Below are 6426 nucleotides of genomic sequence, written 5' to 3' on the forward strand. Positions count from 1 at the left end.
TGTGTCGAAGCCTGTTGGAATGTTGGATCTAGTTGTAGCGTGTGCGAAATCGGAGATGCTTAACGCCGTTAAGTAACTCGGAACCGCCGGCGTCGTACCCCCTGCGGCGCTGTTCCTCGGGAAGGTGGAATTCATGCCTGCTCATGTTCCGAACGCCGGTCTGACCCGGCGGGATCTGCTCAAGCGGACCGGCGGCCTGGCCGCGCTCGCCGCGTTCACCGCGGCCTGCGGCGGCAATACCGGCCGGCCCTCGAGCGGGGGCGATGACGGCGGAGGTGCCAAGGCGACGTTGTCGCAGTGGTACCACCAGTACGGCGAGACCGGCACCCAGCAGGCCGCGACGAAGTACGCCAAGGCGTACACCGATGCGAACGTCACGGTTGCATGGACCCCCGGTGACTACGCCGCGAAGCTCTCGTCCGGCCTGCTGTCGAACAAGGGCCCGGACGTCTTCGAGAGCCAGCTCAACATCGGCATGGTGAAGAGCAACCAGGTGGTCGCGCTGGACGACATCATGGCCGACGTCAAGGACGACTTCCAGCCGGGCGACCTGGCCACCAACACGGTCGACGGCAAGATCTACGGGATCCGGATGATCGTCGACCCGCAGGTCATCTACTACCGCAAGTCCCTGCTGGACAAGGCCGGAATCAAGCCGCCGGAGACGGTCGACGACCTGATCTCCGCGGCCAAGGAACTCACCACGAACAAGGTGAAGGGCATCTTCGTCGGCAACGACGGCGGCCTGGCCCTGGGCGGACCCGCGCTGTGGTCGTCCGGCGGCAGCTACCTCACCGACGACAACAAGCCGGGCTTCACCGATCCCCGCGCGGCGCAGGCGTTCGGCAAGCTGCACGAGCTGTACGCCAGCAAGAGCGTGCTGCTGGGCGCGCCGACCGACTGGACCGACCCTGGTGCCATCAACCAGGGCCTCGCGGCGATGCAGTGGATCGGCATGTGGGCGGTGCCCGGCATGCAGAAGGCGCTCGGCGACGACCTCGGTGTGTTCCCGTTCCCGGCGCTGGACGCGCAGGGCAAGCCGGCCGTGTACTCCGGCGGCTGGACGCAGTTCGTCTCGGCCAAGAGCGCGAACGTCGACGCGGCGAAGAAGTTCGTGAAGTGGCTGTGGATCGACAAGGAAGACTTCCAGGAGGACTGGTCGCTGAACTACGGCTTCCACATCCCGCCCCGCAAGAGCCTCGCGGCCAAGGCGGCGAAGCTGCAGAGCGGCGTGGCGGCCGAGACGGTGAAGCTGACCGCTGACTACGGGCACACCGACAACCCGGCCTGGACTCCCAAGATGGGTACGGCGTTCGGCGACATGCTGACCAACATCATCAAGAAGGGAGCCGACCCCGCCGCCGAGATCACCAAGGCCGAGAAGACCGTCAACGACGAGTTGTCCCGGTTGTTCGGGTGAGCCGCAGCGCACCGGCAGACACGCAGCCGGCCGCGTCCTCCGCCACCACTGGTGAGCGGCGGCGGACGCGACGCCGGCGGGGGATCGCCGGCACCACGATGTCGTTCTGGCTGTTCGTCGGGCCGTTCGTCGTGGGGCTGCTGATCTTCTCGTATCTGCCGATCATCTGGAGCCTGGTCCTCAGCTTCTTCGAGGCCTACAACACGGTCACGCCGTCGAAGTTCGTCGGGCTGCAGAACTACGTCGACATGCTCACCGACCACAACTTCTTGTCCAGCCTGGGCACGTTCACGATCTTCGCGGTGTTCATCGTGCCGCTGACGTTCGTGCTGTCGCTGGCGCTGGCGTTGCTGGTCAACCAGGTGAAGATCGCCCGGGCGTTCTTCCGGTCGGTGTTCTTCCTGCCCACTGCGTGCTCGTACGTGGTGGCCTCGCTGATCTGGAAGCTGTCGATCTTCAACGGCGTCCGGTTCGGACTGGCCAACACCGTCCTCGGCTGGTTCGGGGCGGATGGCATCGCCTGGCTGTCGACCGTGGATCCGCCGTATTACTGGATCCCGCTCGTCACCGTCCGGCTGTGGCTGCAGCTCGGGTTCTACATGATCCTGTTCATCGCCGGTCTGCAGCGGATCTCGCCGACCCTGTACGAGGCGGCGTACGTCGACGGTGCGAAACCGGGTTGGCAGGTGTTCCGCTACATCACGCTGCCGCAGTTGCGTGCCACGTCGGTCGCCGTACTGATCCTGAACCTGATCGCGGCGTACCAGGCGTTCGACGAGTTCTACAACCTGATCGGCAACCAGAACTACGGGCGGCCACCGCTGGTCTACCTGTACAACATCTCGCTCGGGTCGATCCAGGACCTCGGGCACGGCTCGGCCGGTGCGCTCATCCTGGCCGTGATCATCATGATCGTGACGCTGCTGCAGAGCCGGATCTTCGGCTTCGGAAAGGCGGGTGACTGATGCCGGCCACCGAACGTACGTCGGGAACCCCGCAGCCGATCGGCTTCAGCCGCAGCCCGCTCGGCGTGGTCGGCATGGTGGGACGCTGGATCGCGCTGTTCGTCGCGGTGGTGCTGTTCCTGCTGCCGTTCTACCTGATCCTGCGCAACGCGCTGTCCACCGAGGCGGACATCACCGCGCCGGACTGGACGCTGTTCCCGAAGGATCTGCAGTGGAGCAACATCACCGAACTGTTCAACGACACCGAAGTACCGATGGCGCGGGCGATGTACAACTCCGCGGTGGTCGGGGTCCTCGGCACCGCCGGACAGTTGCTGCTGGCATCGATGGCGGGGTACGGCCTGGCCCGGATCCCGTACCGGCACGCGGACAAGATCTTCTACGCGATCGTCGCCACGCTGATGATCCCGGCCGCGGTCACCTTCATCCCGAGCTTCATCGTCGTCTCGTCGCTCGGCTGGGTCAGCACCCTGCGCGGCCTGATCATCCCGACGCTGTTCAGCGGCTTCGCGGCGTTCCTGTTCCGGCAGTACTTCCTCGGGTTCCCCAAGGAGCTGGAGGAAGCGGCGCGGGTGGACGGTGCTGGGTACTTCGGGGTGTTCTGGCGGATCGTCGTACCGAACTCGCTGCCGTTCTTCGCCGCGTTGGCCGCGATCACCTTCATCGGCAACTGGAACTCGTTCCTCTGGCCGCTGGTGATCGGTCAGGACTCGTCGTCGTGGACCGTCCAGGTCGCGATGTCGACGTTCGTGACCGCGCAAACCATCAACATCCATGAACTCTTCATGGCCGTGGCGGTCTCGATCCTGCCCCTGGTCCTGATCTTCGCCTTCCTCCAGCGCTACCTCATCCAAGGAGTAACCCAATCCGGCATCAAGGACTGAGAGCTACCCCCGGTGGCCGCAAATACATCACCAACGAATACATTGTGATCAGTAGAACTGCTCCAACTTCTTGAACCTTGCAGAAGTTGCGAATACCCCGGCGGGGAGTCCACCAGGCTCCCCGCCGGCTTGTGTTCCTGCTCAGGCTGGCGGGCGGCGGGACCAGAAGAGGGCGTGGGCTGAGGGCCCTTCGGGGATGACGGCTTGGTGTTCGATGGTCAGGCCGGCTTGGGCGATCCAGGTGCGGTTGGTGTCGGCGTCGGTGTGGCTCCACCACATGGGAGCGCCGCCGTCGAGCCAGTCGTCGTCGACGCCGGTCCACGCGCGCTGACCGGTGGTGCAGAGGAACCATCCGCCCGGACGGAGCCAGGTCGCGATGTTGCGGAGCAGTTGTTGCTGCTCGTCCTGCGGCATGTGGATCAGGGCGTACAGAGACACGACGGCGTCGAACGACTCGGCCGGGAAGTCCAGCGACGTGGCGTCGGCGTTGATGAACTCGCCGTCCGGCACGAGTTCACGAGCACGGCGGATCTGCACCTCGCTGATGTCGACGCCGGTGACGCGATGTCCCGCCGCCACGAGCTCACGCGCGACCGGCACCCCACTCCCGCAGCCGACGTCGAGCACCCGGCTTCCACTCTCGAGCCGCGCGATCAACTCGGCGATCCAGGTCCGGTACTTCGAGTCGGCGCCGGTCGCCTCGTCGTACCTCAGCGACAGTACGTCGTACCCACGGCGAACTATCTGCTTCGGATCCTCGTCCGTCATGCTCGGACGCTAACGGCGCCCATCGGCACCAGCAATGGGTTTACCCGGCGGTTCGCTTGACGGTCGCGAGCCAGGCCGGAGCGCCGTTCTCGTCGTGGAACACCGTCCTCACTCGCTCCGGCACGATCGACGCGATGGCCCAACCAGAGCCTGGACCGAACGCCATCCGCAGATCCTCTTGACTCACGGGATGCGGACCGACGTCGGCCCCTTCGTCGCCGAAGCACAGCACATACAGCGTTCCGCCGTACTGCGTCGCCGTCGCGAGGCTGGCGGCGTACTCCCGCCTTTCCTCGGTGTTGAACGTGTGGAACAACCCGGAGTCCAGCACCGTCTCGAACCGCCGTCCCAACCGCTCGAGGTGCAACGCATCAGCCATCGCGAACTCAGCCGAGATCCCGCGCTCAGCCGCCTTCTCGCGCGCCATCTTCAACCCGGTCTCGGCGACATCGACGCCCAGCACCGGCAGCCCCAGCGAGGCGATCACCAGCGTGTTCTCGCCACTCCCGCACCCCGCATCAAGCACCGTGCCGGCAAACCCGCCTGCCGCTGCGACGCGTTCGACAGCCGGCTGCGGCCCACCGAAATCCCAAGGAGCCGGGCCATCCCAGTACGACGCATCCCACGGCCGGCCGGACATCCGCTCATGACTCGTCGGTTCCCGCCCGCCGAACGGATCGTCCTCCGACATCGCTGTCCCCTTCCATACGACTGCTCTTCATCGTGGCACTCAGCGGCGCCGAGCGGACCGGCCCAGCTCCGACGCCGTCAACTGCCGGATGAGATTTGAGTTCGATGAGTATCGAACTTGCTCTAGGGTAGTTCTATGACTATCGAACATCGCCGGGGTGTCACGGTGCTCGCCCAGGTCGCCGCCTTCATGGTTTTCGTCGACGGCACGATCGTGCACCTGACTCTCGCCCAACTCGCCGAGCACCTGCACGCCTCGCGGCCGGAGCTGGAATGGGCCGTCAACGCGTACACGCTGTCGTTCGCGGCGGTGATGCTCGGCGCCGGTGCGATCACGGACACGCTGGGCGCCAAGCGGGCGTTCGTCTCCGGGCTGCTGATCTTCACCGCGTCCTCCGCGGTGTGCGCGGTCTCGATGTCGATGCTGATGCTCAACCTCGCCCGGCTGATCCAGGGTGCCGGCTCTGCGTTGCTCCTGCCGAGTGCGCTCGTACTCGCCACAGCAACCGCGCGGGACGAGCAGATGCGGCACCGTCTCGTCGGCTGGTGGGCCGCCGCAGGAGGCGTTGGCATGGCAGCCGGACCGCTGCTGGGCGGTGCGCTGGTCGCTGTCGCCGACTGGCGGGCCGTGTTCGCCGTGAACGTGGTCATCGGCAGTCCCGCCGCGATCTGGGCCGTGCGCTTCATGCCACGCGTCGCGAGTGCCGGACGCCGCCTGGACGTGGCAGGCATGGGTACGGCGACTGTGCTGATCGGCGGACTGGTCTTCGCCCTCATCGAGGCGCCTGCCCAGGGTTGGCTGAGCCCTCCTGTCGTCACCGCGGCCGCCCTGACCGTGGCCGGGCTGGTCGGCTTCGTCTGGGCCGAACGCTCCACCCGTACGCCGCTGCTTCCGCGGGGCGTGTACTCCGATCGCGGGTTCGTGGTCACCGCCGTACAGGGCGCCTTGTTCAACTTCGCGTTCTACGGATTGCTGTTCGCGATGAGCCTGATGCTTCAGCAAGGCCGCGGACTCGGCCCACTGGTCAGCGGACTGCTGTTCCTGCCGCTCACCGGCTTGATCTCGGTCGGCAGCATCTGCGCAGCCCCACTCGCCAAACGCCTCGGCCGTTCAGGCGTCCTCGCCCTAGGTCAAGCAGTCCTCGCCGTCACCCTCGCCGCGGTCGCATGGGCCAGTACGTCGAACGCCCTGTGGCCGCTGGCACTCGCCTTGATCCCGGCCGGCTTCAGTGGGGGTCTGCTGGTCCCCACCATGACCTCACAGTCCATGGCCGCCGTCGTACCCTCCGCCCACGGCGCAGCCTCCGCCGCTTTCAACACCTCCCGCCAACTAGGCGCCGCCATAGGCATAGCCACCTTCGGCCCCCTCCTAGGCACCACCACCAACCTCAACACCGGCTTCATAACCTGCATCACGGTCGCCTCCGCAGCGACCGCCACCACCCTCCTCCTAACCGCCGCCACCGTCATCGGCCGCCGCACCCGCTCCAACCCAGGACCCGCTCCGACCACCTGCCACCTCGACCCACCATCAACGGCCGCCGCCTAGTCGCCCGCCGTCCACCGCCGACCTTGTGCACCGATCAGTCACCAAATCCCGCTTGGCCTCAACCGGTTGTTGCACATGATCTTTGTGTGGTGACTGGAGGTAGTGATGCCGGGTAGGCGGTTGGACGTGCGGGAGCGTCAGGTGATTGAG

The 6426-nt window shown here is 66.1% G+C and carries 6 protein-coding genes; 4 read left to right on the forward strand and 2 right to left on the reverse strand.

The window, feature by feature from the left end; translation table 11 throughout:
* The first annotated feature begins 133 nt into the window (after positions 1-133).
* From E0H73_RS06430 to E0H73_RS06440, 3 genes are read left to right on the forward strand one after another with little or no spacing between them, the layout of a single operon-like run.
* Positions 134-1420 (forward strand): ABC transporter substrate-binding protein, encoded by a 1287-nt coding sequence (locus tag E0H73_RS06430; RefSeq protein WP_131352447.1) that lies wholly within the window; start codon positions 134-136, stop codon positions 1418-1420.
* The gene (locus tag E0H73_RS06435) at positions 1417-2385 is read left to right on the forward strand and encodes a carbohydrate ABC transporter permease (protein WP_238163840.1); all 969 of its coding nucleotides are present in this window, start codon (positions 1417-1419) and stop codon (positions 2383-2385) included. The genes E0H73_RS06430 and E0H73_RS06435 overlap by 4 nt, the downstream gene beginning before the upstream one ends.
* On the forward strand, positions 2385-3269 hold the full coding sequence (locus E0H73_RS06440) for a carbohydrate ABC transporter permease (RefSeq protein ID WP_131352448.1): 885 nt from the start codon (positions 2385-2387) through the stop codon (positions 3267-3269). Before E0H73_RS06435 ends, E0H73_RS06440 begins: the two co-directional genes overlap by 1 nt.
* A 141-nt stretch (positions 3270-3410) precedes the next feature.
* Here the strand turns inward: E0H73_RS06440 and E0H73_RS06445 are convergent, their stop codons facing one another.
* Both E0H73_RS06445 and E0H73_RS06450 read right to left on the reverse strand, forming a co-directional pair.
* The gene (locus tag E0H73_RS06445; RefSeq protein ID WP_131352449.1) at positions 3411-4037 is read right to left on the reverse strand and encodes a class I SAM-dependent methyltransferase; all 627 of its coding nucleotides are present in this window, start codon (positions 4035-4037) and stop codon (positions 3411-3413) included.
* Positions 4038-4077: 40 nt separating this feature from the next.
* Positions 4078-4728: a class I SAM-dependent methyltransferase gene (locus tag E0H73_RS06450; protein ID WP_202867202.1), complete on the reverse strand. Its 651-nt coding sequence runs from the start codon at positions 4726-4728 to the stop codon at positions 4078-4080.
* 135 nt (positions 4729-4863) lie between these two features.
* Here E0H73_RS06450 and E0H73_RS06455 point away from each other — a divergent pair, with 135 nt between their 5' ends.
* Entirely contained in the window at positions 4864-6276 is a 1413-nt protein-coding gene (locus E0H73_RS06455; protein WP_131352450.1) for an MFS transporter, read from the forward strand.
* Positions 6277-6426: the final 150 nt, after the last annotated feature.

The sequence above is a fragment of the Kribbella pittospori genome (assembly GCF_004331465.1).
GTDB classification, from domain to species: Bacteria; Actinomycetota; Actinomycetes; order Propionibacteriales; family Kribbellaceae; genus Kribbella; species Kribbella pittospori.

Excerpts from the sequence above, each read along its gene's own strand:
- E0H73_RS06430 (WP_131352447.1), top strand. The coding sequence starts at position 134 with ATGCCTGCTCATGTTCCGAACGCCGGTCTGACCCGGCGGGATCTGCTC.
- E0H73_RS06440 (WP_131352448.1), top strand. The coding sequence starts at position 2,385 with ATGCCGGCCACCGAACGTACGTCGGGAACCCCGCAGCCGATCGGCTTC.
- E0H73_RS06445 (WP_131352449.1), bottom strand. The coding sequence starts at position 4,037 with ATGACGGACGAGGATCCGAAGCAGATAGTTCGCCGTGGGTACGACGTA.
- E0H73_RS06450 (WP_202867202.1), bottom strand. The coding sequence starts at position 4,728 with ATGTCGGAGGACGATCCGTTCGGCGGGCGGGAACCGACGAGTCATGAG.
- E0H73_RS06455 (WP_131352450.1), top strand. The coding sequence starts at position 4,864 with ATGACTATCGAACATCGCCGGGGTGTCACGGTGCTCGCCCAGGTCGCC.